Annotated in this window: 1 protein-coding gene; it reads left to right on the forward strand. The window is 43.4% G+C overall.

The window, feature by feature from the left end; translation table 11 throughout:
- The coding region (locus R7Q09_RS27110) for an AAA family ATPase (RefSeq protein WP_318144073.1) at positions 1-585 on the forward strand (585 nt) is incomplete at both ends.

Below are 585 nucleotides of genomic sequence, written 5' to 3' on the forward strand. Positions count from 1 at the left end.
AAGAAAAGCAGTGGGTTCAAGAAGCTAAGTCCTTGAGAGCTAAGGTGATAGAAGAGAATGTCGACTGTGACAAAGAGCGATTACAGGAAATCGAATCGAACTTAGCGCTCAACACGCAACCTTTAGTCTTTTCTCATGTGAATGAATCTTTGATTGCTGAGGTAATTTCTGATTGGACAGGTATTCCACTTGGAAAATTGCAAGATGACGAAATTGAAGCGGTTCTTAACCTAAAAGATAGCTTGTGCGAGCGAGTGGTGGGGCAAGATCATGCTCTAGAAATCATGTCCGAAGTGATCAAAACAGCAAGTGCCCAATTGACGGATGAAACTAAACCTAATGGCGTGTTTTTATTAACTGGCCCTAGTGGTGTCGGAAAAACAGAATCCGCTCTTGCTATCGCAGAGAAAGTTTATGGGAGCGAAGACAACGTAACCACGATAAATATGTCGGAATTCAAAGAAGAGCATAAGGTTTCATTGTTGTTAGGCTCTCCTCCTGGATATGTCGGATACGGTGAGGGGGGCGTTCTAACGGAAGCCGTAAGGCGTAAACCTTACAGTGTGATTCTGTTGGATGAAATGG

This window comes from Vibrio sp. 2130-1, assembly GCF_033339515.1.